This window comes from Amycolatopsis oliviviridis, assembly GCF_014654365.1.
In the GTDB taxonomy this organism is placed as follows: domain Bacteria; phylum Actinomycetota; class Actinomycetes; order Mycobacteriales; family Pseudonocardiaceae; genus Amycolatopsis; species Amycolatopsis oliviviridis.
The window spans coordinates 1126937-1150454 of sequence record NZ_BNAY01000002.1 but is presented as its reverse complement, the minus strand read 5'-3'; the positions used below and the strand labels follow the sequence as shown (position 1 = coordinate 1150454).

The 23518-nt window shown below is 69.6% G+C and carries 25 protein-coding genes; 12 read left to right on the top strand and 13 right to left on the bottom strand.

Annotated elements, in window-relative coordinates; genetic code table 11:
• The first annotated feature begins 70 nt into the window (after window positions 1-70).
• The 3 genes from IE302_RS12580 to IE302_RS12570 all read left to right on the top strand — a co-directional run bounded on the left by IE302_RS12580 (window position 71) and on the right by IE302_RS12570 (window position 3783).
• Window positions 71-1300 (top strand): LCP family protein, encoded by a 1230-nt coding sequence (locus IE302_RS12580; protein WP_191254633.1) that lies wholly within the window; start codon window positions 71-73, stop codon window positions 1298-1300.
• A gap of 144 nt (window positions 1301-1444) precedes the next feature.
• A complete protein-coding gene (locus IE302_RS12575) occupies window positions 1445-2344 on the top strand; it encodes a hypothetical protein (RefSeq protein ID WP_191254632.1) in 900 nt (299 codons plus the stop codon).
• 26 nt (window positions 2345-2370) lie between these two features.
• A complete protein-coding gene (locus IE302_RS12570) occupies window positions 2371-3783 on the top strand; it encodes a neutral zinc metallopeptidase (protein WP_191254631.1) in 1413 nt (470 codons plus the stop codon).
• Between the two features lie 67 nt (window positions 3784-3850).
• On the opposite strand, the gene IE302_RS12565 is transcribed toward IE302_RS12570, so the two are convergent.
• From IE302_RS12565 to IE302_RS12520, 10 genes are all read right to left on the bottom strand, one after another.
• Window positions 3851-5038 carry an acyl-CoA dehydrogenase family protein gene (locus IE302_RS12565; RefSeq protein WP_191254630.1) on the bottom strand — a complete coding sequence of 396 codons (1188 nt, stop codon included), beginning with the start codon at window positions 5036-5038 and terminating at the stop codon, window positions 3851-3853.
• 1 nt (window position 5039) lies between these two features.
• On the bottom strand, window positions 5040-5969 hold the full coding sequence (locus IE302_RS12560; RefSeq protein ID WP_191254629.1) for a 3-hydroxyacyl-CoA dehydrogenase NAD-binding domain-containing protein: 930 nt from the start codon (window positions 5967-5969) through the stop codon (window positions 5040-5042).
• On the bottom strand, window positions 5966-6712 hold the full coding sequence (locus tag IE302_RS12555; RefSeq protein WP_191254628.1) for an acetoacetate decarboxylase: 747 nt from the start codon (window positions 6710-6712) through the stop codon (window positions 5966-5968). The genes IE302_RS12560 and IE302_RS12555 overlap by 4 nt, the downstream gene beginning before the upstream one ends.
• Before the next feature lies 1 nt (window position 6713).
• A complete protein-coding gene (locus IE302_RS12550) occupies window positions 6714-7481 on the bottom strand; it encodes a crotonase/enoyl-CoA hydratase family protein (RefSeq protein ID WP_191254627.1) in 768 nt (255 codons plus the stop codon).
• Window positions 7482-7491: 10 nt separating this feature from the next.
• The gene (locus IE302_RS12545) at window positions 7492-8649 is read right to left on the bottom strand and encodes a CaiB/BaiF CoA transferase family protein (protein WP_191254626.1); all 1158 of its coding nucleotides are present in this window, start codon (window positions 8647-8649) and stop codon (window positions 7492-7494) included.
• A 237-nt stretch (window positions 8650-8886) separates the two neighbouring features.
• Window positions 8887-9795, bottom strand: a complete 909-nt coding sequence (locus IE302_RS12540; protein ID WP_191254625.1) for a LysR family transcriptional regulator — start codon at window positions 9793-9795, stop codon at window positions 8887-8889.
• A 4-nt stretch (window positions 9796-9799) separates the two neighbouring features.
• A complete protein-coding gene (locus IE302_RS12535; protein ID WP_191254624.1) occupies window positions 9800-11149 on the bottom strand; it encodes a sensor histidine kinase in 1350 nt (449 codons plus the stop codon).
• Entirely contained in the window at window positions 11146-11835 is a 690-nt protein-coding gene (locus tag IE302_RS12530; RefSeq protein WP_191254623.1) for a response regulator transcription factor, read from the bottom strand. Before IE302_RS12530 ends, IE302_RS12535 begins: the two co-directional genes overlap by 4 nt.
• 12 nt (window positions 11836-11847) lie before the next feature.
• Window positions 11848-12036 carry a hypothetical protein gene (locus IE302_RS12525; protein ID WP_191254622.1) on the bottom strand — a complete coding sequence of 63 codons (189 nt, stop codon included), beginning with the start codon at window positions 12034-12036 and terminating at the stop codon, window positions 11848-11850.
• Window positions 12033-12404, bottom strand: coding sequence for a hypothetical protein (locus IE302_RS12520; RefSeq protein WP_191254621.1), 372 nt, complete (start codon window positions 12402-12404; stop codon window positions 12033-12035). Before IE302_RS12520 ends, IE302_RS12525 begins: the two co-directional genes overlap by 4 nt.
• 73 nt (window positions 12405-12477) lie before the next feature.
• Between IE302_RS12520 and IE302_RS12515 the strand changes: the two genes are divergently transcribed.
• The 4 genes from IE302_RS12515 (at window position 12478) to IE302_RS12500 (ending at window position 15868) form a co-directional block, all read left to right on the top strand.
• Window positions 12478-14274 carry a CocE/NonD family hydrolase gene (locus IE302_RS12515; RefSeq protein WP_191254620.1) on the top strand — a complete coding sequence of 599 codons (1797 nt, stop codon included), beginning with the start codon at window positions 12478-12480 and terminating at the stop codon, window positions 14272-14274.
• A 125-nt stretch (window positions 14275-14399) separates the two neighbouring features.
• A complete protein-coding gene (locus IE302_RS12510) occupies window positions 14400-14837 on the top strand; it encodes an SRPBCC family protein (RefSeq protein ID WP_191254619.1) in 438 nt (145 codons plus the stop codon).
• A 51-nt stretch (window positions 14838-14888) separates the two neighbouring features.
• The gene (locus tag IE302_RS12505) at window positions 14889-15470 is read left to right on the top strand and encodes a TetR/AcrR family transcriptional regulator (RefSeq protein WP_016332589.1); all 582 of its coding nucleotides are present in this window, start codon (window positions 14889-14891) and stop codon (window positions 15468-15470) included.
• Window positions 15471-15505: 35 nt separating this feature from the next.
• Window positions 15506-15868, top strand: coding sequence for a winged helix-turn-helix transcriptional regulator (locus tag IE302_RS12500; RefSeq protein WP_191254618.1), 363 nt, complete (start codon window positions 15506-15508; stop codon window positions 15866-15868).
• On the opposite strand, the gene IE302_RS12495 is transcribed toward IE302_RS12500, so the two are convergent.
• Both IE302_RS12495 and IE302_RS12490 read right to left on the bottom strand, forming a co-directional pair.
• A complete protein-coding gene (locus IE302_RS12495; RefSeq protein ID WP_191254617.1) occupies window positions 15858-16508 on the bottom strand; it encodes a response regulator transcription factor in 651 nt (216 codons plus the stop codon). The genes IE302_RS12500 and IE302_RS12495 overlap by 11 nt on opposite strands.
• The gene (locus tag IE302_RS12490) at window positions 16505-17713 is read right to left on the bottom strand and encodes a sensor histidine kinase (protein ID WP_191254616.1); all 1209 of its coding nucleotides are present in this window, start codon (window positions 17711-17713) and stop codon (window positions 16505-16507) included. The genes IE302_RS12495 and IE302_RS12490 overlap by 4 nt, the downstream gene beginning before the upstream one ends.
• A gap of 114 nt (window positions 17714-17827) precedes the next feature.
• On the opposite strand from IE302_RS12490, the gene IE302_RS12485 reads away from it, so the two are divergent.
• Both IE302_RS12485 and IE302_RS12480 read left to right on the top strand, forming a co-directional pair.
• The gene (locus IE302_RS12485; protein ID WP_191254615.1) at window positions 17828-19282 is read left to right on the top strand and encodes an ArnT family glycosyltransferase; all 1455 of its coding nucleotides are present in this window, start codon (window positions 17828-17830) and stop codon (window positions 19280-19282) included.
• A gap of 2 nt (window positions 19283-19284) precedes the next feature.
• Window positions 19285-19935, top strand: coding sequence for a GOLPH3/VPS74 family protein (locus tag IE302_RS12480; RefSeq protein ID WP_191254614.1), 651 nt, complete (start codon window positions 19285-19287; stop codon window positions 19933-19935).
• Here the strand turns inward: IE302_RS12480 and IE302_RS12475 are convergent.
• Window positions 19918-20538, bottom strand: a complete 621-nt coding sequence (locus IE302_RS12475) for a TetR/AcrR family transcriptional regulator (RefSeq protein ID WP_191254613.1) — start codon at window positions 20536-20538, stop codon at window positions 19918-19920. The two genes, IE302_RS12480 and IE302_RS12475, sit on opposite strands and share 18 nt — an antisense overlap.
• Window positions 20539-20634: 96 nt before the next feature.
• Between IE302_RS12475 and IE302_RS12470 the strand changes: the two genes are divergently transcribed.
• The 3 genes from IE302_RS12470 (at window position 20635) to IE302_RS12460 (ending at window position 23511) form a co-directional block, all read left to right on the top strand.
• Window positions 20635-21138 (top strand): PH domain-containing protein, encoded by a 504-nt coding sequence (locus tag IE302_RS12470; protein WP_191254612.1) that lies wholly within the window; start codon window positions 20635-20637, stop codon window positions 21136-21138.
• Complete coding sequence (locus IE302_RS12465) at window positions 21135-22640, top strand: PH domain-containing protein (RefSeq protein WP_191254611.1); 1506 nt, start codon at window positions 21135-21137, stop codon at window positions 22638-22640. Before IE302_RS12470 ends, IE302_RS12465 begins: the two co-directional genes overlap by 4 nt.
• Window positions 22641-22749: 109 nt before the next feature.
• Window positions 22750-23511, top strand: coding sequence for an isocitrate lyase/PEP mutase family protein (locus tag IE302_RS12460; RefSeq protein WP_191254610.1), 762 nt, complete (start codon window positions 22750-22752; stop codon window positions 23509-23511).
• Window positions 23512-23518: the final 7 nt, after the last annotated feature.

The following is a 23518-nucleotide window of genomic DNA, read 5'->3' as shown; positions in this document are numbered from 1 at the left end:
TCAGCTAATTCCCAGCTAACGCGGTGATCCTCGAATGCGGGGGATCATTCACGAAAGCGGGGAGAGGGTCGTGCTGCTCACGTCGCGAGGACGGCGGATCGGCGGCCGTGTCGCACTGGGCCTGGTGTCGATGGCCGTGCTGGGGGTCACGGGCTACGCGTGGACGCAGTTGAGCCGGTTGGACGCGGGGATCGTCACGGCCGACGTGATCGCGCCGTCCGCACAGCTTCCCGACGGTCCGGTGGGGGAGCCGCTGCAGGTGGCGCAGAACATCCTGCTCGTCGGAATCGACTCGCGCACCGGACCCGACGGGAACCCGTTGCCGCAGAACGTCCTCGACGCCTTGCACGCCGGGGACAGTGAAGACGGCGGCGACACCACCGACACGATGATCGTGGTCCACATCCCGGCGGGCGGCGCCGCGGCGACGGCCATCTCCATCCCGCGTGATTCCTATGTGGACATCGCGGGCGGCTTCGGCAAGCACAAGATCAACTCGGCGTACAGTCGCGGCAAGAACGCCGCGATGAACTCGCTGCGCGCGCAGGGCCTGACCGGCGCGCAGCTGGAGGTCAAGGCCAACGAGGCGGGCGCCAAACTCACGATCCAGACGATCGAGCAGTTCACCGGGCTGTCGATCAACCACTACGCGGCGGTCAACCTCGCCGGGTTCTCCGCACTGAGCGAAGCCGTCGGCGGGGTCGAGGTCTGCCTCAAGGAACCGGTGCAGGACAAGTTCTCCGGGGCTTCGTTCCCCGCGGGCAAGCAGCTGCTCTCCGGCCCGCAGGCCCTCGCCTTCGTGCGGCAGCGGCACGGGCTGCCCAGCGACCTCGACCGCATCGCGAGGCAGCAGGCGTTCCTTTCGAGCATGGCCAAGACCGTGCTCAACGCCGGGACGTTCACCGATCCCTCCAGGCTGAGCGCCCTGGTCGGCGCGATCCAGGGTTCGGTCGTGCTCGACCGCGGCTGGGACGTGCTGAGCTTCGCGCAGCAGCTGCGGGGGATGAGCTCGGGGGCGCTGAAGTTCCAGACGATCCCGGTCCAGAGCCTTTCCCTGCCGACGCCGTCCGACGGCGACGCGGTGAAGGTGGATCCGGCCCAGGTGAAGGCGTTCGTGAAGTCCGCGTTGTCGTCGACGACCGTCGCCGCGGTGGGGGAGCCGACCGGGGGGATCGGGGTCAAGCCGGTGGCGGCGACGTCATCGGTCGCCGCTCCGCCTTCTTCGTCTGCCTCGTCGTCGACGTCTTCGAAGTCGTCCACGTCTTCCGCGCCGCCCGCGCTGGACGGCTGCGTCAACTGAGCCGCGTTTAGTCCTCTACTTGCGGTTTCGGGCCGTCCCGAAACTTTCCCAAGATTCTTTTGAACCGCATCGCGGCGCCGTCCGTGTCGATGGCGTAGGGGAGTTCCAGAGAAGCTGGAACCAGGGTGCAGGGGAGAAGGAATCGTGCTCAGCAAGCGAAAGCTCGGCAAGCGGGTCGTGTCGGTCGCGGTGCTCGTCACCGCCGGGGCGTTGTCGCTCGCCGCCTGCGGCACGCAGGAAGCCGCGCCGCGGCCGGAATCGGCGCCGGTCGAACAGGCCGCCACCGAGCTGTCCTTCCTCACCGGGACGGCGAAGGCCAACAACGCGCAGCCCAAGACCGGTGACTGGGCAACGGGTTCCGACGGAACGCCCAACACCGCGGACCAGAACGTCGCCCGCAAATGGGTGCAGCTCAAGGCTTCCAAGGCGGGAAACCTCGATCCGGTGGTCGTCAACGGCGCGGGCCTGACGCTGTACCGCTTCGACAAGGACACCGCCAAGCCGTCGAAGTCGACCTGCAACGGCGACTGCGCCAAGACCTGGCCGCCGGTGCTCATCACGCCCGGAAGCAAGGTTTTCCTGGCAGGGATCAAGAAATCCGCCGTCGGCACGGTCAAGCGTGACGACGGGACCTTGCAGCTGACCGTCGGCGGCTGGCCCGCCTACCGGTTCGCGAAGGACACCAGGCCCGGTGACACCTTCGGCCAGGGTGTCGGCGGAACGTGGTTCGGGCTCGCGCCGAACGGCCAGAAAGCGCAGGGCGGGCAGCCGGAGGAGAGCACGTCGCCGCAGAAGCCCGCGTCCAGCGCGATCCTCTTCGACGGCAAGAACTTCGGCGACGACGAGCCGTCGCAAGGGCTCGCGGGCAAGGGCTGCCAGAACGTCGCCCGCCCGGACGTGACGTCGTCGGTCTCCGCCTCCGGTTCGCTCAAGCTGTGGTCCGAAAAGGACTGCAAGGGCAAGTCGCTCGTCATCGACGGCGACGTCAAGGACCTCGCGAAGCTCGGCTTCGACGACACGGTCAGCTCAGTCTTCTTCGGTTGACAGACAGCAGAGACGGGAATGGTGTGATGAAGCGTCGGTCCGGCTGGGTGATCCTGGCGAGCCTGTCTCTGTTCCTCACCGGTTGTGCCGCGACTGTAGGGGGAGCGGCACAACCGGTGGACCCCACCCGCGTCGCCGGGCTCGAGGTCACCGACGGCCCCAGTGGTCTCAAGCCCGGCGGGCTCGACGCCGCTCTCCCTGTCGACGGAGGGGACGGCGGTGAGATCGACAAGCTCGCGGCCAACGCCGTCTCCGACGTCCAGGGGTATTGGCGGGAGCATCTGCCGGCGATCTTCAACCGTGATTTCCGGCCGCTGCGCACGCTCGCCTCGTACGATTCGGCGGGCCGCGGCCGGGTGCTCTGCGGAGCCTCGACGGCCGGACTGGTGAACGCGTTCTACTGCGCGGGGGAGGACGTCGTCGCGTGGGATCGCGGGGAATTGCTGCCCATGCTCAACGATTCCCTCGGTTCGGCGGCGGTGATGGCCGTGCTGGCCCACGAGATCGGCCACGCTGTCCAGTTCCGGCTGGGCGTCCCGGCCGCGACGCCGTCGATCGTCAAGGAGCAGCAGGCCGACTGCTACACCGGGGCGTACTTCCGCTGGGTCGCCGAGGGCAAGTCGTCGATGTTCCAGGTCTCCACCGGCCGCGGGCTCAACGAGGTGCTCACCGCGTTGTTCCAGATCCGTGACTCCGCCGGGGTCGCTTTCTCCGACGACGGCGCGCACGGCAACGCGTTCGACCGGGTTTCGGCGTTCCAGTTCGGGTTCACCGACGGGCCCGCCCGCTGCGCGATGATCGACGAGCGGGAGATCGAGGGCCGCAGCACGCAAGGCGGCTTCGGTTCGGCCGCGGCGAACGAACGAGCGGCGGCGGGGAACGTCCGCCTCGACGACCGGCAGGCCCTGGCCGACCTCACCGCCAGTCTCCGGCAGGCTTTCCGGCTCGCGGCCACGCCGCCGACGCTCACCACCGGAGCGGCCTGCGGTGCGACGACGGAGGAGGTGCTCGCGTCGTACTGCTCGGAGTCCAACCAGATCGATCTCGACCTCGACGGCCTCGTCCGCATCGGGACCCCTCCGCGCAAAGGGCGGCAGGGCGGCATCGGCGACTTCGCCGCGTTCGCCGAGGTCGCGTCGCGCTACACCCTCGCCGTCCAGCAGGAGGGCGGGTTCCGGCTCGACGGCCCGGTGGCGGCGCAGCGCACGGCATGCCTCACCGGCTACTGGGCCTCGACCATCGTGGACGGGAAAAGCGGGTCGCTCACGTTGTCGCCGGGCGACCTCGATGAGGCCATCGCCGAGATGCTGACGCGGAACAGCCTGATCGCGGCGGACGTCCAGGGGCGGTCGCTCCCGGCGGGCTTCGCCAGGGTCGCCGCCTTCCGTGACGGTTTCTCCTCCGGCGACCAGGACACCTGCGGCAAGAAATACCGCTGAACGCGCGTGAAGGCCCCCTTCCCTCGGCTCAGCCGAGGGAAGGGGGCCTTCACGCGCGAAGCGGGGCTTACACGAAGGCGCTCTGACCGGTGATGGCCTTCCCGACGATCAGCGTGTTCATCTCCCGGGTGCCTTCGAACGAGTAGATCGCCTCGGCGTCGGTGAAGAACCGCATGATGTCGTTGTCCAGCACGATCCCGTTGCCGCCGAAGATCTCCCGGCCCCAGGCGACGACCTCCCGCATCCGCGAAGTCACGAAAGCCTTGGCCAGCGACGAGTGCTCGTCCTTGAAGATCCCGGCGTCCTGCAGCCGGGCGAGCTGCACCAGCATGCCCCACGACGCGGTGATGTTGCCGAGGCTCTTCACGAGCAGGTCCTGCACCAGCTGGAACCGCGCGATCGGACGGCCGAACTGCTTGCGCTCCTTGGCGTAGTCCAGTGCGAGCTCGTACGCGCCGATCATCACGCCCAGCGCCTGCCAGGCGACGCCACCGCGGGTCGCGCGCAGGATCTCGGCGACGTCGCGGAACGAGTCGATGCCGTGCAGCCGGTTGGCCTCCGGCACCCGGACGTCGGTCAGCGTGATCTCCGCGTTCTCCACGATCCGGAACGCGAACTTGTTCTCGATCTTCACCGGCACGAACCCCGGCGAGCCCTTCTCGACGACGAAACCCTTGACGTTGTCGTCCTCCTCGTCCCGGGCCCAGACGACGACCAGGTCGGCGAAGGTCGCGTTGCCGATCCACTTCTTGGCACCGTTGAGGATCCAGGTGTCACCCTCGCGCCGTGCGGTGGTGCGCATGCCGCCCGCGACGTCGGAACCGCCGAGCGGCTCGGTCATCGCGAACGCGCCGATCTTGTCCATCGCCGCCATCGACGGGAGCCAGCGGTCACGCTGTTCCTGGTCGCCGCCCGAGTAGATGCTGTACATCGCGAGTCCGTTGTGGACACCGAAGAACGTCGCCACGGACGGGTCCGTGCGGGTCATCTCCATCGCCATCATGCCGTTGAGCAGGTGGCTGGTGGCCGGGAGGTGCTCGCCGTAGCCCTCGTAGGGCAGCCCGGCGAGGCCGAGTTCGCGGAACTTGCCGACGAGTTCGTGCGGGAACTCGCCCTTGGCCCAGTTCTCGTTCACGAGCGGCTTGACCTCGGTGCGCATGAAGTCGCGGGCCTTGAGCAGCAGTTTGCGCTCCTCGTCGGGCAGCAGGGCTTCGTAGTCGTAGAAGTCGGCGATCAGCTGGTCTTCCATGCTCATGTCAGTTCTCCTCCGTACGGGCACTGTCCAAAGCGGACAGCACCGCGAGCTGCTTGCGGTCGCGCGCCTCGGTGAGTTCCGAGTACGTGGAGGAGCCGTAAGCGGATTCCACGGCTTCGATGAGCCGTTCCTGTTCTTCGGGGTTCTGCGAGGGCTGGCCGAGGCCGGCCCACATCTTCTTCATCGACTTGCCGATGTGCTCGGCCATGTGCCGGTAGCCGCCGGGACCGCCGCCCAGATGCGAACCGAGGAACGGCCCGACGGTGGACCAGCGGATGCCGAGCGAGTTCGTCATCACCTCGTCTACTTCGGACGGTGAGACGACGCCCTGTTCCACCAGGTAGATCGCCTCGCGGCTCAGCGCGTTCTGCAGGCGATTGCCGACGAAGCCGGGGATCTCCTTGCGTTCCACTACCGGCGTGCGGCCGACGGACCGGTAGAACTCGACGGCGCGGTCCACCGCCTCGGTGCCGGTGCGCTCGCCGGGCACGACCTCGACCAGCGGGATCAGATGCGGCGGGTTGAACGGGTGCCCGATGAGGACTCGCGACGCGTCGTCGAGGTCCGTCGCGAACGCCGTCGAGGGGATCGCCGAGGACGAGCTGAGCAGCAGCGCGTGTGACGGCGCCTCGCGGACCAGGGTCGCGAACAGGTCCTTCTTGAACTCGACGCTCTCCGGTCCGTTCTCCTGCACGACATCCGCGTGCCGGACGGCTTCGGCGACGTCGGCGACGAGGTGGACGCGAGGGGCGAGGTCCGCGACGTCCCGGCCGAGATGTGGGGCGAACGCCTCCAGCGCGCCGGCGACGGCGTCGGCGAGATCCGGCCGCGGGTCCGAGACCCAGACCTCCATCTCGTGCGCGGCGAACAACGCCGTCCACGACAGGCCGATCGTTCCCGCGCCGATCACCGCGGCGGTCCGGAAAGTCATGACCGTGCTCCCTTCAGGTAGTCGAAGACCGGCTTGACCGGGGCGAGCGTCAGGTCGGTGAGGATGTGGCTCGCGGAGACGACCTCCAGCACCGGGAGATCGGCGAGCGGGGCCAGGACGTGCTGGAACAGCTGCAGCCGCGCGGGTCCGGTCCACGCTTCCTTGACCACCACGTCGGTGATCTCGGTGCGGACCAGTTCGAAGATCCGCGGCGAACCGTCGTAGTCCGGGATGGTCTTGAGCATGAACGTCGGCACGGTGATCTGCGCTTCGGCCTCGCGGACGTCCAGCCGGTGGTGCTTGTAGCCCATGGTCGCGGTCGCGACCCGTTGGCTGCCGTAGTCGAGTGTCCCGACGAGCGCGCCGTTCTCGGCGAACAGCTTCGGCGAGCCGATGGTCTTCGGGTAGGCGCTGATCTCGCGGCCGGACGCGGTGGCCGGGAAGTTGTCGAGGTACATCGCGTGCAGGTATTCGCCGCGTTCGCCCTCGAAGCTCACCGGGATCGCCTGCCCGGACTCGGTGTAGGGCCCGTAAGCGCTGACGTCGCCCATCTTCATCACCTCGAACCGCACCAGCGGCTCGTCGATTTCCAGGGGCTCCGGGACGACGGCGCGCAGGGCGTCGGCGTCGGTGCGGTAGACGATGTTCAGGTACTCGCGGTTCGTGAACCGGGGCACGACCGGCGCGTACGCCGGGTTCGTGAGCGGGGTGGTCACGTGCCGGAGGACCTCTTGCTGCTTCATTTCACTCACCGGTCCACTGAGGAGCGCGGCGTTCGGCGAAGGCCTGCATGCCCTCGCGGACGTCGGCCGACTTCATCAGCGCCGGCATCGCCGAACGCTGGGAGGCAAACGCTTGCGCGTCGGGGACGCCGTCCGCCGCGCGGACGATCTTCTTGACCAGGGCCAGCGCCAGGGGAGCGTTGGCGGCGACGTGGTCGGCCAGTTGCAAGGCGACCGCGGCGGCCTCGCCTGCCGGGACGACCCGGTTCACCAGGCCCAGCTGCCCTGCGCGCTCGGCGCCGATCGGTTCGCCGGTGAGCAGGAACTCCATCGCCAGGTGATGCGGGATCCGCTTCGGCAGCCGGATCACGCCACCGCCCGCGGCGATCAGCCCGCGCTTCACCTCGGGCAGCCCGAACTTCGCGTCCTCGGCGGCGACGATCAGATCGCAGCCCAGCGCCAGTTCGAACCCGCCGCCCATGGCCCAGCCTTCGACGGCCGCGATCAGCGGTTTCGACAGTTCGGCCTCGGTCAGCCCGCCGAACCCGCGGCCGGGGATCTCCGGCGACTCGCCCTTCAGCGCCGCCTTGAGGTCCATTCCGGCGCTGAACGAGCCGTCCGCGCCGGTCAGGACCCCGGCCCGCAGGCCCGGATCGGATTCCAGGAGGTCGAGCGCTTCCGCGAGACCGGCCGCGACGGCGGCGTTCACCGCGTTGCGGGCCCGCGGCCGGTCGATCGTGATCAGCAGTGTGGTGCCGACCCGTTCTGTCCTTACTTCGTTGGTGCTCATGGTTCTTTCCTCAGTTCGCAGCGGCGAGTTCGCGCAGGACGTCTTCGGTGTCCTGGCCCGGCAGCGGAGCCAGGCGCCGGACGGAACCGGGGGTCGCGGAGAACTTCACCGGGATGCCGATGGTGCGGATCGAGCCCTCGCTCGGGTGCTCGACGACGTCGAGCAGATGACCGTCGCGGACGTATTCGTCGTCCTGCGCCTTGTCCAGTTCGAGGACCGGGGCCATCGGGATGCTGTGCTTCGCGCAGACCTCGGTCCACTCGTCGGTGGTCAGCGCCGGAGCGCATTCGGCGATCATCGCGGCCAGTGCCTCGTGGTCCGCGCCGTCGATCGCGTCGCCGTTGACCCGCGGGTCCTCGGCCAGTTCCGGCCGACCGGCGGCGTGGAAGAAGTCGCGGAAGTTCTGCGGGTTGTAGGGGATCACGCAGGCCATGCCGTCCTTGGTGTGCACGGCCTGGTGCCCGGGGTTCATCGAGGGACCGAAGCCGGTCGGGCTCTCCGCGGGCTCGAACACGTGCCCGGCGAGGTGCTCGACCAGGTTGAACGCGATCAGCGTGTCGGTCATCGGGATCTCGACCCGCTGCCCTTCGCCGGTCTTGTCCCGGTGCACCAGCGCGGCCAGCACGGTGTAGGCGATGGTCAGGGAGGAGACCTTGTCGCCGATGATCGTCGGCAGGTAGACCGGCCTGCCCAGCGCGCGGTTCGCGACGTCGACCAGCCCGGACGACGCCTGCACGGTCTCGTCGTAAGCGGCGTGACCGGCGCGGTCGGAGTCGCCGCGGAAGCCCTGCGCGTGGGCGTAGACCAGGCCGGGGTTGCGCGCGGCGACGTCGGCGTAGTTCATCCCTAGCCTGCTCAGCGCGCCCGGGCGCATGTTCGTGATCAGCACGTCGGCGGTGTCGATCAGCTTGAGCGCCTGTTCGCGCTGCTCCTCGTCCTTGAGGTTGAGGGCGACGCTGCGCTTGTTGCGGTTGACGTTCAGGTTGAGCGGCGTCATCCCCGGCGTCGTGCGGAACTTGCCCACCCGCACGGTGTCGGCGGGGGACTCGATCTTGATCACGTCGGCGCCGAGGTCGCCGAGGATCTGCGCGGCGTACGGGCCCATGACGACCGTCGAAAGGTCGATCACGCGAACGCCGTCCAGTGGTCCCGTGGCGTGGTCCGTCATTTTGCTTCCCTTCGCCGTTGTTCGCTCTACAACCGAAGTTAGGCGCGAATAGCGGGAAAGGGAATGATCAAGAAACGAAGAATGGTATGACCGCGGTGGTCATACCATTTATAGTCCGAATTGTTGGAAGAGTGCAGGAGTGCGTGGGTCGGGGTGGTCGTGAGTGGTAAGTGTCGTTCTAACGTCACTTACCACTCACGACCACCCTGGCCGAGGCGAGAGGTGAGCGGTTGCTCGCTACGTCGAGAGCGGTTCGGCGAAGATCTCGCGGACCCCGGCGACCAGCTCGGCGAGGTCGCCGTCTTCCGCGCGATCGCGGCGCCAGACCAGGGCGGTCTCCAGTTGGGGCCGGAAATCGGCGAACGGCAGGATGGTGGCGCCGTCGACCAGGAACAGATGCATCGGGCTGGCCGGATCGAGCATCGTGATCGAGAACGACGAACCGTTCGCCACCAGTTCGGAAATGCCCGAATACTCGGTTCCGCCGACTTTGAGTCTTTTCTTGATTCCCGCGTTCGATAATTTCCGGTCCATGTCGTCCGAATAAGCGGGAATGCTTTCCGAAGCGGACGGGATGTAGGAAAGGTCACTCAATTCGGCGATGCCCACCGTTTCCCGGCCGTCGAACCTGTCGGCGGGCACGACGGCGCCGAGCCGCTCGACCTGCACCGGGACGAACTCCAGAGCGGGATCGGTGACGGGCATCCGGACCAGCGACAACGCGAGTTTGCCCTCGTGGACCGCGGCGACCAGATCCGGCGTCGTCCCCGGCCAGCGTTTGAGTTCGAACCGGTCGTGACAGCGTTCTTCGAGCTGTTTGACGCGTTCCCGCAGCGCCGGGTGCACCCCGGCGGGCATGCCGACGAACACGGTGCTCCGCCGCGGTTTCACCGCTTCCTGCAGCCGCCAGGGAATCGCGTTGACCTGGTCGAGGACGTCCCGCGCGATCGGCAGCAGCGCGGAACCCGCCGCGGTGAGCGTGACGTGATGCGTGCTGCGGTCGAACAGCCGGTGGCCGAGCTCGTGTTCGAGATCCTTGATCCGCTGGCTCAGCGGGGAGGCGGCCATGTGCAGTTTCCGGGCCGCCTGGGAGAAGTTCAGTTCCTCGGCGACGGCCACGAAGTACCGCAGGTGCAACATCTCCACGTGATCACCCTAGCCGGAACGCGACGGTGAACGCCGCGCCGCCTTCCGGCGCCGGACCGGCCGTGAGCGTCCCGCCCATGCGGGTGACCAGGCCGTGGGCCAGCGCGAGCCCGATCCCCGAACCGACCGGACGGCTGCCGCGGTACCGCTTGTTCAGCACACCGCGTTCGAACGCGACCGGATAGTCCTCCGGCGCCAGGCCGGGACCGCCGTCCCGCACCGACAGCCGCGCCTGCCCCTCGGCGGCCACCAGGGAGAACATGATCGGCGCGCCCGCCGGGGTCACACGCAGCGCGTTCTCGGCCAGCCCGTCGACGACCTGGCGGAGCCGCCGCGGATCGGCGATGACCGGAACCTCGCCGGAAGGCCGCTCGACCAGCAGCGTGACGTTCTGCCGCGCGCACCGCAGCCGCCAGACGTCGGCGCATTCGCCGACCAGCGCGGCGAGGTCGAGACGGGCGGGGTCGAGCCGGAACTCGTCGGCACCGAGCCTCGCCAGCTCCAGCAGGTCGCTGACCAGGCGCTCCAGCCGGGCCGCCTCGCGGTGGATGGTCTGCCCGGCTCGGCGCGCGTCCTCGCCTTCGGCCACGCCGTCACCGATCGCCTCGGCGAACCCGGTGACGGCGGTCAGCGGCGTCCGCAGCTCGTGCGACACCGAAAGCAGGAACTCGCGCTGCCGCCCCTCGCTGTACTGGAGCGCGTCGGCGAGTTCGTTGACCGACTTCGCCACGTCCGCGACCTCGGACGGTCCTTCGACCGGAACGCGCAGGTCACGGCGTCCGGAGCGCATGCCGTTCGCCACCGACGCGGCCCGGCGCAGCGGCCGCGAGAGCATCCGGCTCAGCACCAGCCCCGCGATCGCGGCGACCGCCAGACCGGCGCCGAGCGCGAAGACGGTGTTGCGTACCAGCATCCGTCCGCGTGCCTCGCCGAGCTCGGCCGATTGGACGAGCGCGAACGCGGCGCCCTTCGCGCCGACGGCGCGGCCCTCGACGAGGTACTGCTGACCTTCGACGACCACAGTGCCCGAGCGAGTGAATCCTGCCTTCGTCGCTGCGATGGCCGCGACCGTCCCGGCGCCGTCGAGTGTGCCGTTCGGGCGGCGGACGACGACGTCGATCCCTTGCCCTCGAACGACTTCCGCGGCCTTGCCGATACCGAGCCGGTTGCCGATCCCGGTCTCGTCGAGCTGGCTCGCGACCACGTCGGCCTGCGCCGCGAGCGATTGCCGGAGCACGTCGGTCCCGGTGGTGCGGATGAGCCGGGCCGCGACCAGCCCGGCGACCACCACCGCGACCGCGGCGATCGCCAGGCACACCACGGTGATCCGCAGCGCGAGCGACGTACGCCTCATCCGGCGTCCGCCGCGTAGCCGATCCCGCGGACCGTCCTGATCGGACTGTGGCCGCCCAGTTTCCCGCGCAGCTGGGCGATGTGGACGTCGACGGTCCGTGTTCCCGCCGACGCCGCGTAGCCCCAGACGGAACTGAGCAGCTGCTCGCGGCTGAACACCTGACCGGGCCGTTTCACCAGATGGGTGAGCAGGTCGAACTCGGTCGACGTCAGCGTGACCTCGGTGTCGGCGGCCCAGACGCGGCGCTGGGTGACGTCGACGCGGACACCGCCCGCCGCGTAGGTCTCGGCGGGCGGTGCCGCTCCGGCGGCGCGGCGCAGGACGGTCCGGACCCTGGCCGAGAGCTCACGCGGGCTGAACGGTTTCGTCAGGTAGTCGTCCGCGCCGATCTCCAGGCCCAGCAAGCGGTCCAGTTCGTCGTCGCGGGCGGTCACGAACAGCACCGGCGTCCAGTCGCCGTCCGCGCGCAGCGTCCGGCAGATCTCGATACCGTCCATTCCGGACAGTCCGATGTCGAGGACGATCGCGACCGGGCGCAGCCGCCGGATCGTGGCCAGCGCCGCCCCGCCGTCCGCTTCGACCTGGACGCCGAACCCGTCCCGCCGCAGGTACAGCGTGGCGAGTTCGGCGATCGCGGGGTCGTCCTCGACGACCAGCACCAGCCCGCGTCCCGGTTGTGTCGTCACCGGCAGATCCTGTCACGGGGCCGGGTCGTCGGCCATGTCCTGCTCGATCGAGTCGAGGGTGCGCTGGACATCGCTCAGCTCGCCCGGCGTCGAGCCTGGTGTCGAACCCGGCGCTGAGCTCGACGCCGGTTTCTCGTCGGTGCACGCCGCCGCGCCGAACAGCGCGAGCGAGGTCAGGGCCGCGGCCAGGAGGCGTTTCACTTGCCCGCCTTGCAGTGCGCGCCCGCGAAGGCGTCCAGCTTCTGCTTCGCGGCGGCGAGTTCGGGAAGCCGACCGCTGCGCTTGTTGGCCCGCTTCTGAAGCCTGTCCGCGGTGTCGTTGTGGTTCTTCTTGCGCTGGTCTTCGGCCCTGGCCTTGAGGTTCGCGACGGAACCGCGGACCTCGGGGCCGCCGTTGATGCGGTCGGTGAGCTTCGTGGTGCGCTCGGTGAGCTTGGGCAGCCATTCGGCACACAGCTGCTGCGACTCTTCGGGACTGAGCGTGATCGGCGCGGTCTGCGCCGAGGCGGCGGGGGCGAGGGCGACGAGACCTGCCGCGGTGAGGCAGACGGCGATGGTGTGTTTCAGCATGCGAAGAGCGTCGCGCGGGCGGGTACGAGGAATGTGGGGGAAATGTTCGGGTTCTGTAAGCGATACTCGGACGATGGGGCTGAAGACCTTGACCGCCACCGTCGTGGCGACGTTGCTGCTCACCGCCGCGCCCGCCATCGCGTCACCGCCCGCGTTCGTCCTGCGGGACGGCGTCAGCGAACCGGTGTTCTCCTACGAGAAGGCCATCCGGGAGACGGCCTGGGTGGAGACCGGCCAGGACCTCGACCGGGACGGCCGGGTCGACCGGGTCGCCGCCGACATCATCCGCCCGGCCGAACCGGCGGCGCGCGGGCAACGCGTCCCGGTGATCATGGACGTCAGCCCGTACTTCGAGAAGATCGGGCGCGGCAACGAGCGTCAGCCGAAGACCTACCTTCCCGACGGCACGCCGTCGCAGTTCCCGCTCTTCTACGACAACTACTTCGTGCCGCGCGGATACGCCGTCGTACTGGTCGACGTCGGAGGCACGAATCGCTCGTCCGGGTGTTTCGACGACGTCGCCTCCGGCAACGGGGTCGTGAACTGGCTGAACGGGCGCGCGAACGCGTTCCGGACGCCGTTCGGGCCGGAGCGGGTCCGCGCGGGCTGGGCGAACGGCTCGGTCGGCGCGATCGGGAAGTCGCAGGACGGGGCGACGGCGATCGGGATGGCCGCGTCCGGGATCGACGGTTTGAAGACCATCGTGCCGATCGCCGGGGTCAGTTCGTACTACGAGGTGCACAACGCGGACGGCGCGTACTTCGGCTGGGCCGGCGGTCCGGGGCTGTACAACGAGCGCGCCGAGAAGCTGTGCCGGCCGTTCGAGGAGGACAGCGCGCGGCGCGCGGGCACGGACGGGAACTTCAACGAGTACTGGCGCGGGCTCGACTACGTCGCGAAGACCGGCAAGGTGCGCGCAAGCGTTTTCGCGTCGATGGGCTTCCACGATCTCAACGTCAACCCGATCCAGTTCGGACCCTGGTGGGAGGCGCTGAACGCGTACGGCGTGCCGCGTAAGGCGTGGCTGCACCAGGCGGCGCACGTCGACCCGTTCGACCTCGACCGGTCGCTGTTCGTGCGGACCCTGCACCGCTGGTTCGACCGGTGGCTGCTCGGCGTCCGCAACGGCGTCGAGACCGAACCCGCGATCCGGATCGAGCACACCCCGGACCGGTGGGCCGATGAACGCCGCTGGCCGCCTGCCGGGCAGTCGCGCACTTTGTGGCCTTCGGTGTCGGGCGGGCTGGCGAGCCGTCCGTCGCCGGGTGCGGCTTCGGTGACCGAAGACCCGGCGCGCGGGGCGTCGCAGTGGGTGGAGAACCCGTCGCAGGCCACCCCGGACCGTCTCGTTTTCGCGGGTGAGCCCGTGCGCGCGGACACCCGGATCGCCGGGACCGCCACCGTGACGGTGACCGCTCGTTCCGACAAGCCGAGCGCGCGGCTCGGCGCGGTGCTGGTCGACTACGGTCCCGCGACCGTGCGGAACACGAAATTCCCCGCGCTGGGCACCAAGGATCTGACGAGCCGATCCTGCTGGGGCGCGGGAACGGCCGCGGACACCGGATGTTTCCTCGACACCGTCGCGGATCTGACCGGCGTGGACAAGCGGATCGTCGCGACCGGCTGGGCGGACCTGGGCCATCACCGGTCCTTGTGGCGGGGCGAGCCGCTGGAACCCGGCAAGGCGTACACGATGACGTTCCGGCTGAGCAGTCTCGACCACGTCGTCCCGGCCGGGCACCGGCTGGCGCTCGTGCTGGGCGGGACCGACGCGGACATGTTCGACCCGGCGCTGCCCGCGCCCGGTGCCCGGGTGACCTTCGAACTGGGCGGGACTTCGCTTTCGGTCCCGGTCGCCCCCCGCGTTTAGTCCTCTAGATGCGGAAGTTCGTGCCGCGAACCACCGCGTTCAGAGGACGAAACGCGGGGCGACCATCCGCATTTAGTCCTCTGAATGCGGAGGTGGGACACCCCTGGACGAGAGAAGGAGACCGCATGGCGAAGATCCAGCGCATTTCCGCGAACGGCCACACGAGCGCGAGCCCCGAAGCCGTCTACGCCCTCCTCGAAGACCGCGAGCACTGGCCCGACTGGTCCCCGCTGGGCAGGTTCCGCCTCCTGGAGAAGGGCGACCAGAACGGCCTCGGCGCCATCGGCGTCTTCAGCACGAACGGCGTCAACGCCTGCGAAGAGGTCATCGCGCTCGACCCCGGCAAACGCTTCGGCTACACGCTGCGCAAGGGGATGCCGCTGCGCGACTACCGCGCGTACGTCGACCTCACGCCCGCGCTCGGCGGCACCGACATCCACTGGCACGCGTCGTTCGTCCCCAAGATCCCCGGCACCGGAGGGCTCTATCGCCGGTTCCTCGGCCGCTTCTTCGGGCGCATGGTCGACGGCCTCGTGGCGCGGGCCTCGCGAGGCGCACCATAAAGTAGGCGCATGGCAGCCCCACGACGCACGCAGGAGGAACGCAGCGCCGCGATGCGCGTCAGGCTGCTCGACGCCACGATCGACTGCCTGGTCGAGTACGGCTACGCGGGCACCACGACCACCCGCGTCGCGGATCGCGCCGGGGTGACCCGCGGCGCGCAGGTGCACCATTTCCCGACCAAGACCGACCTCGTCACCTCCGCGATCCGGCATCTCGCGGCCAAGCGCACCGAGGTCGCGATGGCCGAGATCGACCGGCTCAAGGCGTCGGCCGACCCGGTCGGGGACGCGTTGCAGCTGCTGTGGGAGATGCACCAGGGCCCGGTCTTCTCGGCGACCGTGGAGCTGTGGGTGGCCTCGCGGACGGACGCGGAACTGCGCGCCCAGATGGCGGTGGTCGAGCCGATCGCGACGAGCAGCCTGGTCGAGTTCGGCAAGGCGCTGCTGCCGGACCATTCGGCGCATCCGGAGTTCCTGCACGCGGTGTACACGGCGATGGACGTCGTCCGCGGCATCCTCATCGCCAGCTGGGCGACCCGGGATCAGACCGAGCTGGAGGCGCGCTGGGAGCGCGGCCGCCGTCACCTGATCCTGCTGTTCGAGGCGCTGATGCAGCCCGCTCCCTCTCGCTAGGCGTGTTACTCTCTCGGAGAGAGTGAGGAGGTCACGTGCTAGGAAACCCGTACGACCCCGACTGCCCCACCCGCGCGCTGCTCGACCGCATCGGCGACCAGTGGACCGTGCTGATCGTCGGCGTGCTCGGCGACGGCCCGCTCCGGTTCACCGAGATCGGCAAACGCGTGCGCGGCATCTCGCAGAAGGTCCTCACCCAGACGCTTCGCAGCCTCGTCCGCGACGGCATCCTGACGCGCACCGCGTACCCGGAGATCCCGCCGCACGTCGAGTACGAGCTGACCGCGCTCGGCCGCAACCTGGCCGAACCGCTCGACATGCTCGACAAGTGGGCCCGCGTCCACATGGGCGAGGTCCTCGACGCCCGCAAGAACTACGACGGCCAGCTCACCGCTTGACCAGACCGGCCTCGTGCGCCAGCAGACCAGCCTGGGTCCGGTTCGCACAGTCCAGTTTGACCAGCATCCGCGATACGTAGCTCTTCACCGTCGCCTCGGCGAGGTGCAGCCGCACCGCGATGTCCGCATTGGACAGTCCTTCGCCGAGGCAGGCCAGGACATCCGTCTCGCGTTCGGTCAGCCCGTCGGTCTTCCGGCGCGCGTCGTCCCCGCGACGCCGTCCGTCGGCCGACATCGCCACGAGCCGTTGCGCCGCTTCGGGGGAGAGCACGGTGTGCCCGTCCGCGGCGACCCGGACCAGGCCGATCAGGTCTTCCGGCGGCGTGGACTTCACCAGGAATCCGGCCGCGCCCGCCCGCAGCGCGCGGATGACGTAGGTGTCCGCGTCGAACGTCGTCAGCGCGACGACCGCGGGCGGCTCGGGGAGTTTCGCGATCCGTTCGATGGCGGTCAGCCCGTCGACACCGGGCATCCGCAGGTCCATCAGCACCACCCGCGGCCGGTGCCGGACCACGGCTTCGACCGCCTCGGCGCCGTCCTGGGCCTGCGCGACGACCTCGATGTCGGCCGCGGAACCGAGGATCGTCCGCAGATGCGCGCAGACCATCGGTTCGTCGTCGACGACGACCACCCGGATCACCGATCTCCTTCCGCCGTCGGGACGTAGGCCGGAAGTATCGCACCGACGCGGTACCCGCCGCTCGTTCGCGGCCCGGCGTCGAACCGGCCGCCGATCAGCTCGACGCGCTGCCGCAGCCCGGCGAGCCCTGCCCCGGAACCGCTTCCCGCGAGCGCCGGATCCGGTGCGATCCCCGCCCGCGTGTTCTCCACCGCGATGTCCAGCCCGCCCGCGTGATAACGGAGTTCGACGGTCGCGGTCGAGCCCGGCGCGTGTTTGCGGACGTTCGTCAGCGCCTCCTGCACGACCCGGTACGCCGTGCGGGCGACGGTCGGGGAGATCCGCCCGGGATCGCCGTGCACGGTCAGTTCGGTCGGGATGCCCACCGACGCCGATTCCGCGACCAGCGTCGCCGGATCGCCCGCCGCGCCGTCGGTGAGGGTGCGCGGCCCGGCGTTCGCGCCGTTGCGCAGCACCCCGACGAGATCCCGCAGTTCGTCCAGGGCCAGCGCGCCTTCGCGCCGGATGTCCTCGGCCGAGGTCCGCACCGCCTCGTCCGCCGAGACGACACCGAGCGCGCCGGCGTGCAGCACCATCAGGCTCAGCCGGTGCGTGACGACGTCGTGCATCTCCTCGGCCAGTTTCCGCCGCTCCTCGGCGCGGGCGCGTTCGGCGAGCAGATGCTGTTCGCGTTCGGCGCGTTCGGCACGGTCCCGCAGCGAGCGCAGCAACTGGCGCCGCGCCTCGAAGTACAGCGAAAGCGTGGCGGGCAGCGCCGTGCCCAGCAGCCCGAACGGGGTGGTGTTCCACTGCGCGTCCCACGGCCGCGACGCGCAGACCACCAGGATCGCGGTCAGCCAGAGCAGGGTCCGCCGGTCGATCAGCCGGGCCAGCTGGCTCAGCACCACCGGGGTGATCGTCGGGACGGTCATCAGCGTCAGCTGCCGCTCCGGCACCAGCAGCCCGGGGGAGAACAGATCGGAGGCGAGCATCAGCAGCCCGCCCGCGGTGACCAGGCCTGCGATCAGTTTCGGGTACCGGAACAGCAGGATCAGCGAGAGATCGAGCAGCACCTGCAGAGTGACGCCCGCGGCGGGGCCCGCCCAGCCCGTCGTCGGCTCGCCGAACACGTACAGCGTGATGTCCAGGCCCACGAACGCGAGCGAGGCCAGCGTGAGCCACAAAATGTCGACCGGTCCCGGCCGGAACGGCCTGTTTCTCTCCACCCGGTCACGGTAACCAGCCGCCCGCCGGCGGCGGGGAGATCCGCAACTTTCGTCTATCCGTTCACCCTCCTTACCCGGTTTCCGGCCGCGACCGTCTCCGCTGGACTGGAGACCATGAGCATCGCGACCCAAACAGTCCGAACAGGACAGGAGCAGGCTTTCGCCCGGCTGCCGGTGTTCGCCGTCGCCGCGCTGGCCGCCGCCGCGCTGCTGGCCACGAGCGGCCGGTACGCGCACGGCTTCGACGAGCTGTACTTCCTGATGGCGGGCCGGGAACACCTGGCGTGGGGGTACTTCGACCAGCCGCCGCTGATCCCCGCGCTGGCCGGGGCGATGGACACGCTGTTCCCCGGCTCGCTGGTGATGCTGCGCCTGCCGATGACGCTGGCCGCGGCCGCCGGGGTGGTCGTCACCGCGCTGATCGCCAGGGAACTCGGCGGCGGACGCGGCGCGCAGGTGCTCGCGGCCGCGCTCTACGCGTCGTCCGGGGTGATCATCGTCAGCCACTGGATCGGCACCTACGTCTTCGATCCGTTCCTCTGGACGGTGATCGTCTGGCTGGTCGTGCGCTGGGTGCGGGTCCGCCGTGACGGGTTGCTGGTCTGGGCCGGTGTCGTCACCGCGATCTCGCTGGAGACGAAGTTCCTCATCCCCGCTTTCTGGGCGCCGGCCCTGCTCGCCGCGCTCGTGCTCGGGCCGAGGGACCTCCTGCGGCGGCCGAAACTGTGGCTGGGCGCGGGAATCGCCGTCGTCGCGACGATCCCGACGCTGGTCTGGCAGGCGTCGAACGGCTGGCCGTACCTGATCATGAACGACGTCGTCTCGGCGGAATTCCCCGGCCCCTGGCCGTTCCTGCGCGACGGTTTCCTGACGGCCGGCGTCGGCGCGGGTGTGCTCGCGTTCGTCTACGGCCTCGTCCGGCTGATCTTTTCGCGGGAACTGCGCGGCTATCGCTTCCTGGGGGTAGCGATAATCGCGCTCATCGTGGCGTTCCTGCTGCTGCACGGCCGTTCCTACTATCTGATGAGCGTCTTCGCGCTGCCGTTCGCCGCGGCCGCGAGCGGCTTCGCCCGGCACGTTCCCCGGTGGCGGCTGGTGGCTTGGCCCGCGATGGTGCTTTCGGCCGTGATCACCCTCGCCGGCCTGCCGATCTTCCCGGCGACCATGACCCGGACGAGCTTCGGCCCGATCACGCTCGGCAGTTCCTTCGCCGGTGGTGAACTGCCGCAACAGGAGCTGGTCAAGGCGATCGGCGAGACCTACGCGGCGCTGCCGCCGGACCAGCGCGCACGCACCGTCGTCTACGCCGAGATCTATCCGTTCGCCGCCGCGACCGAGTTCTACGGTCAGCGGTACGGCATCGATCACGTTTACAGTGGCCACCGCGGCTACTGGTACTTCGACCGGCCACCGGAGTCCGCGGACAGCGTGCTGTTCCTCGGCTTCGATCCGGGATTGCTCAAGCCGTACTTCACCACGGTGACCCCGGTGGTGGAAGGACTGCTGTGGCGGTATGACGGCAGGCGAGGTTCCTGGGACGAGATCTGGCCCAAGCTGGAAAGGCACTGACGATGACCAAACTTTCGTTGCCCGCCAAGGCGTATCTGCTCGCCTGCGATGTCGGGAAGAACAAACTGCGCGATCGGCAGCGCACCGGCCTGATGATCCGCGGCGCCGCGTTGACCGATCTCGTGCTGCGCGGCCGCGTCGCCGACGACGACGGCAAGGTCGCGGTGTCGGGCGCCGGGCCGACCGGTGACCTCGTCCTCGACGAGATGCTCACCGAGATCGCGGGGGAGAGTCCCCGCAAGTGGAAATGGTGGGTGCGCAAGGACGCGCGCGGCACCCTGGAGGCGCTGGAGTCCCAGTTGGACACGGCGGGCGTGATCGACATGAAGACCGGCCGGGTGCTCGGCCTGTTCCCGTCGCGGAACCCGATCGTGCGGGACACCGCCACCGTCGACAGGCTGCGCGCTTCGGTCGACCAGGCGTTGCGCGGGCCGTCACCGGCGTCCGACGTGGACGCGGGCGACGCCGCCCTCACCGCGCTGGCCGCCGCCGTCGAACTCCGCGACGTCATCCCCGGCAAGGACCGGCGCCGGTACAAGGACCGGATCGAGGAACTGGCCGAACGGGGCGGGGACGCGCTTCCCGCGCTGCGCAAGCTGTTCCGGGAACTGCGGGCGGTGCGGGCGTCGGCGGTGTCATCCGGTGGTAGCTGAGCCGAACAGCCGGTCGAGGTAGTAGTCCACAGTGGACAGCGCCTCGTCCGGCGTCCGGTGGTCCATCACGATGTTGGTGCCCTGCGAGTCGGCGAGCGCCCACAGGATCGCGGACTCGTGCATCGGATCGGCCGACTTGTCGACATCGCCCGTCTCCTGGCCTTGGCGGATCAGCGTGGCGAACAGTTCGAACAGCTGGGGGACGCCGTCGCTGAACGCGGCCGAGAACGAGGGATCGGAGATCGCGCGGATGAAGAACGCGACGCCCATCAGCCAGTTCCCGCGGCCGCGTTCGTCGAGTGGCAGGATCTCGGTCATGATCGCGCGGATGATCGCCTTGGGGGTCGACGGCAGTTCGCCCGACTCGAGCCGGGCCTTGATGCCCTCTTCGTAGACCTGCGAGCGGCGTTCGACGGCGAACAGCAGCATTTCGTCCTTGGTCTTGAAGTAGTGCTGCACCAAGCCCATCGACATGCCCGCCTCGGCGGCGACGTGCCGCAGGCTGACCCCTTCGAGACCGCGCGTGGCCGTCAGCCGCGTCAGTGCCTCGGCGATCTCCGCGCGCCGCGCGGCGTGATCAACCTGCTTCGGCACCTTCACCATCCGTTCCGCCGTTTGCAATGCGATCGCATTGCCACTACTGTGCCACGCTATTACGATGCGATCGCATTGTAAACGATTCGTCGGGGGAGGATTTCGGTGGAAGCCGATCGGGGGAAGGTGCGGCTGAGGCCGCCGCGGAACGCGCTGGATCAGCGGGTCGTGGGCTGGTGGCGGCTGCAGGGAACGCTTTTCTGGATCTCACCGGTGCTGGTACTGGTGCTGCTCGGGCTGCTCATCCCGCCCGCGCGGTTCTGGCTGCTGACACCGGCGGCGGTGTTCGCGGTGCTCGGCCTGGTCTGGGTGCTCGCGATGCCGGTGTGGTGGTTCAAGGTGCACCGCTGGGAGGTCACGGAGACCGCGGTGTACGCGCGTTCCGGGTTCTTCTGGCAGGAGTGGCGGGTCGCGCCGATGTCGCGGATCCAGACCGTGGACACCCTGCGCGGACCGCTCCAGCAGATGTTCAAGCTCGCGACCGTCACGGTCACCACGGCGTCGGCGCGGGGCGCGGTCAAGATCCGCGGGCTCGACCACGAACTGGCCGCGAGCCTGGCGGAGCAGCTCACGGAGACGACGCAAGCGACGCCGGGGGACGCGACATGACCTCGGGTGAGTTCGAGGGCTGGAGCACGCTCGACAAGCGGACGCTCCCCGTCACCGCGTTGACGATGGCGGGCGTGGCGGTCGGCGCCGCGATCCCGACCACCGCCGCGATCGTCGGCGGCGGAGGACGGCTCTGGGTCGCGCTCGCGTGGGTCGTGGGCGGCGGCCTGGTGCTCGTCGGCGGCGGCGTGCTGGCGGAACTGTTCTACTGGAAGGGGGTGCGGTACCGGGTCACGCCGGACCGGCTGGAGACGGCGTTCACCCTGGTCTTCCGGTCGCGGAAATCCTTGCAGCGCGAACGGATCCGCAACGTCGACCTGACCGCCAACCCGCTGCAGCGGGTGTTCGGCGTCGCCGTGGTGACCATCGGCACCGGTTCGCACGAGTCGGGCGGGCAGGGCAGGATCAAACTCAACCCCGTCTCGCGCGCCGAGGCCGATCGGCTGCGCGCGGATCTGTTGCGCCGCGCGGAAATCGCGGAGACCGACGATGACGCGCCGCTCGCCGAGCTGGACCGGAAGTGGATCCGCTACGCCCCGATGTCCTTCCTCTCCCCGGCGCTCGGTCTCGCGGCGGGCGGCGGGCTCATGCAGATCTCCGAATGGGCGGGGCTGCAGAAGGGCCTGATCGACTGGGTGATGGGCCTGTTCCGCGGCATCCCGCTGGTGGTGGCGATCCTGATCCTGCTGGCGATCGCGATGATCGTCGGCGTGATCGGCGCGCTGGGCCTGTGGGTCGAGATGTGGTGGAACTACCGGCTCGACCGTGAAGCCGGCGGCACGCTGCGAGTGCGCCGCGGCCTGTTCACCACGCGCTCGATCTCGATCGAGGAACGCCGGATGCGCGGTATCGAGCTCGTCGAGCCGCTCGGGAACCGGATCTCCGGCGCGGCCCGTGTCGACGCGATCGCCACCGGGATGCGGCAAAGCGACGACAAGGACAACGTCGACTACCACACGCTCCTGCCCGCCGCGCCGGTCGCGACGGCCAACCGGATCGGCGCGGTGGTGCTGCGCGAACCGATCTCGCCGACCGAAGCCGTCCGGCTCGCCGGGCATCCGCGCGCCGCGCGGGGACGACTGCTGCGCTGGTGGGTCGGTTCGGTGGTGGTCCTGCTGGCGATCTTCGCGACCCTCGGCTTCCTGCTGACCGGTGTCCTGCTGGTGATCGGCGCCGCGCTCGGTGTCGTGCTGCTGCCGGTGTCGGTACTGCTGGCGCTGGACGCCTACCGCAACCTCGGGCACGGGATCACCGGGCGGTACCTCGTCGGACGGCACGGGACCGTGCGGCGGAGCACGTTCGCGCTGGAGCGCGACGGCGTGATCGGCTGGACGGTCAAGCAGTCGATTTTCCAGCGGCGCAAGGGATTGCTGACCGTCGTGGCGACCACGGCGGCCGGCACCGGGGCGTACTCGGTGTACGACGCGGGGGAGGAGCAGGGCCTGCTGTTCGCGGAGGAGTCCGTGCCGGACCTGCTGACGCCGTTCCTGGAGCAGGCTTAGCGCGTGAAGGCCCCCTTCCCTCGGTTCAGCCGAGGGAAGGGGGCCTTCACGCGCTTCGAAGACCGACGCTTCGGCCGCGGCCGAAGTGATCGCTGGCTACCGTCGTGTCATGACCGCCTTCGCCGCATTGCACGTCCCCGGTTCCCCGCTGCTCCTGCCGAACGTCTGGGAGTTCGGCTCGGCCGCCTTCCTCGCCGCGCAAGGCTTCCCGGCGCTCGGCACGACCAGTCTCGGGGTCTCCGCCGTCGAGGGCGAGCCGGACGGCGCCCCGTCCTCGAAGGACGCCACCGTCCGGCTGGCCCGGCGGCTCACCGGGCTGGACGCGCTGATCAGTGTCGACCTCGCCGACGGGTTCAGCGAAGACCCGGGCGAGGTCGGCGCGCTGGCGGCGGAGCTCGCCGACGCCGGTGTCGCGGGCATCAACCTCGAAGACGCCCTCGGTGACCCCGTGCGGCACGCCGCCAAGATCGCGGCGGCGAAGGAACACGCTCCCGGGCTCTTCGTCAACGCGCGTACGGACACACATTGGCTGGGGGCGCCTGACATCGACATCGCGATCGAGCGCTCCCTGTCCTATGTGGACGCGGGCGCCGACGGTGTGTTCGTGCCGGGGCTCGCCGATCCCGCGGACGTCGAGCGGCTGGTGACGGCCGTCGGGGTGCCGGTGAACCTGCTGTTCCTGCCCGGAAAGGTCACCGTCGCCGGCCTGGCCGGGCTGGGTGTCGCGCGCGTCAGCCTCGGTTCGCTGCCGTACCGGATGGCGCTGGCCGCCACCCTGCGCACCGTCGAGGCCGTTCGCGACGGCGGCGAGCTCCCGTTGACCCCGCCGTCCTACGCCGACGTCGCGGCCTTGCTCCCCGAATCTCATTAACCTCGGG

What these genes read in the sequence shown, in the direction of transcription:
- IE302_RS12520 (WP_191254621.1), bottom strand. Translation starts at nt 12,404, where the DNA reads ATGCTGAAACACACCATCGCCGTCTGCCTCACCGCGGCAGGTCTCGTC.
- IE302_RS12535 (WP_191254624.1), bottom strand. Translation starts at nt 11,149, where the DNA reads ATGAGGCGTACGTCGCTCGCGCTGCGGATCACCGTGGTGTGCCTGGCG.
- IE302_RS12460 (WP_191254610.1), top strand. Translation starts at nt 22,750, where the DNA reads ATGACCGCCTTCGCCGCATTGCACGTCCCCGGTTCCCCGCTGCTCCTG.
- IE302_RS12565 (WP_191254630.1), bottom strand. Translation starts at nt 5,038, where the DNA reads ATGAGCATGGAAGACCAGCTGATCGCCGACTTCTACGACTACGAAGCC.
- IE302_RS12480 (WP_191254614.1), top strand. Translation starts at nt 19,285, where the DNA reads ATGACCAAACTTTCGTTGCCCGCCAAGGCGTATCTGCTCGCCTGCGAT.
- IE302_RS12510 (WP_191254619.1), top strand. Translation starts at nt 14,400, where the DNA reads ATGGCGAAGATCCAGCGCATTTCCGCGAACGGCCACACGAGCGCGAGC.
- IE302_RS12560 (WP_191254629.1), bottom strand. Translation starts at nt 5,969, where the DNA reads ATGACTTTCCGGACCGCCGCGGTGATCGGCGCGGGAACGATCGGCCTG.
- IE302_RS12570 (WP_191254631.1), top strand. Translation starts at nt 2,371, where the DNA reads ATGAAGCGTCGGTCCGGCTGGGTGATCCTGGCGAGCCTGTCTCTGTTC.
- IE302_RS12465 (WP_191254611.1), top strand. Translation starts at nt 21,135, where the DNA reads ATGACCTCGGGTGAGTTCGAGGGCTGGAGCACGCTCGACAAGCGGACG.
- IE302_RS12505 (WP_016332589.1), top strand. Translation starts at nt 14,889, where the DNA reads ATGCGCGTCAGGCTGCTCGACGCCACGATCGACTGCCTGGTCGAGTAC.
- IE302_RS12550 (WP_191254627.1), bottom strand. Translation starts at nt 7,481, where the DNA reads ATGAGCACCAACGAAGTAAGGACAGAACGGGTCGGCACCACACTGCTG.
- IE302_RS12515 (WP_191254620.1), top strand. Translation starts at nt 12,478, where the DNA reads ATGGGGCTGAAGACCTTGACCGCCACCGTCGTGGCGACGTTGCTGCTC.
- IE302_RS12485 (WP_191254615.1), top strand. Translation starts at nt 17,828, where the DNA reads ATGAGCATCGCGACCCAAACAGTCCGAACAGGACAGGAGCAGGCTTTC.
- IE302_RS12475 (WP_191254613.1), bottom strand. Translation starts at nt 20,538, where the DNA reads ATGGTGAAGGTGCCGAAGCAGGTTGATCACGCCGCGCGGCGCGCGGAG.
- IE302_RS12545 (WP_191254626.1), bottom strand. Translation starts at nt 8,649, where the DNA reads ATGACGGACCACGCCACGGGACCACTGGACGGCGTTCGCGTGATCGAC.
- IE302_RS12555 (WP_191254628.1), bottom strand. Translation starts at nt 6,712, where the DNA reads ATGAAGCAGCAAGAGGTCCTCCGGCACGTGACCACCCCGCTCACGAAC.